Origin of the sequence: Psychrobacter sp. NPDC078929 (genome assembly GCF_050267985.1) — a bacterium.
Lineage (GTDB): Bacteria > Pseudomonadota > Gammaproteobacteria > Pseudomonadales > Moraxellaceae > Psychrobacter.
Genome location: NZ_JBNNFX010000063.1, coordinates 1 through 1,228, shown reverse-complemented (window position 1 = coordinate 1,228; position 1,228 = coordinate 1). Strand labels below are relative to the sequence as shown.

The following is a 1,228-nucleotide window of genomic DNA, read 5'->3' as shown; positions in this document are numbered from 1 at the left end:
AACGGCGCGTTCTTTAATCTCAGGAGTATAGGTTTGTCTTTTCATTGTCGTATTCTCTCAGAATGTTGAGTCTCCGACAATCCCGGGGCTGTTCACACTGCAAGAAGCTTATGACTACTTTAAATTAATGAAGACTGGTTTAGCTGAAGGCACTATTACCACTTATGACCGTCAAATACTAAATAAGCTGAAAGACTGGCTAAATATCTCTCTAAATGATATTACTAAGTCAATGATAAGTGATAAACATAAGGAGATAAGCAAGCATAGCGAAGCTCAGGCTAATGCAACTATGAGAGCTCTGAGATCAGTTTGGAATTATTGCCATGATAGCTTTTTAGATGATGACGAAGACTTTTTAATCAAAGAGCAACCTATACGCATACTTAATGCAAAGAAAGATTGGAATAGAGTTAAGCCACGTACCAAACATATCGAAGAAGAATATTTAGGTACGTACATCAAAACGCTTTTAAGTTATGTTGATAGAAGCTCACATATGCAAGCGCCTCATAGCAATAATGCACGAGATATCATGCTACTTTTTATGTTTACTGGTGTGCGTTTAAACGAAGCCCAGTCTTTAAAGTGGTCTGACATTGACCTTAAAGCGGGCAGGATAATATTCAAAGATACCAAAAACGGTTCTGATTATCATATGCCTACTAGTAATATTCTACAGGCTCTACTTGAAGAGAGGTGGAGAATGAGTTCTGGTAAGCAATGGGTATTCCCAAGTGACTTGCAAGCTAGTGATGACCATATAAAAGATTTAAGTGGTAGTTATAAGGCCATAGGTAATCAAGCAAACCTATATATTACACCACATGATCTGCGTCGTACTTTTGGAACGGTAGCCAATAGCTTAAATATCAGCTATCCAGTCCTTAAACGATTGCTCAATCATCGTGAAGCTAAATCAAGCGATGATGTTACCTTACAGTATGTGCAGGTGTCACAGCGGCAACTAAGAGACGCTTTAAACTCAATAGAAGCTTTTTATTGTAAGCATGCTGGCATGACGCAAAGTGAATTTATAGAAGAGCTTATATAGAACAGTGATAAAACCATCATTAGATTTATACATAGAACAAATATATTCCACAGCGAGCCTTTCCCAAACTTTGTGTAACTGCTTATAATCCACTAACAGGAGAATAAGCAATGACGACTCAATCTGACATTAAAAAACTGGCCGAGCAAATGGCTGGTAGCATGAACAGCTTCG

1 protein-coding gene and 1 pseudogene are annotated in these 1,228 nt (G+C 37.9%); both read left to right on the top strand.

Annotated features, from left to right (window positions below):
• Positions 1–127: 127 nt before the first annotated feature.
• Positions 128–1,054 carry a tyrosine-type recombinase/integrase gene (locus ACQKCG_RS13955; RefSeq protein WP_427585501.1) on the top strand — a complete coding sequence of 309 codons (927 nt, stop codon included), beginning with the start codon at positions 128–130 and terminating at the stop codon, positions 1,052–1,054.
• A gap of 110 nt (positions 1,055–1,164) precedes the next feature.
• Positions 1,165–1,228, top strand: a pseudogene (locus tag ACQKCG_RS13950) (transposase); the annotation flags it as partial.

What these genes read in the sequence shown, in the direction of transcription:
- ACQKCG_RS13955 (WP_427585501.1), top strand. Translation starts at nt 128, where the DNA reads ATGAAGACTGGTTTAGCTGAAGGCACTATTACCACTTATGACCGTCAA.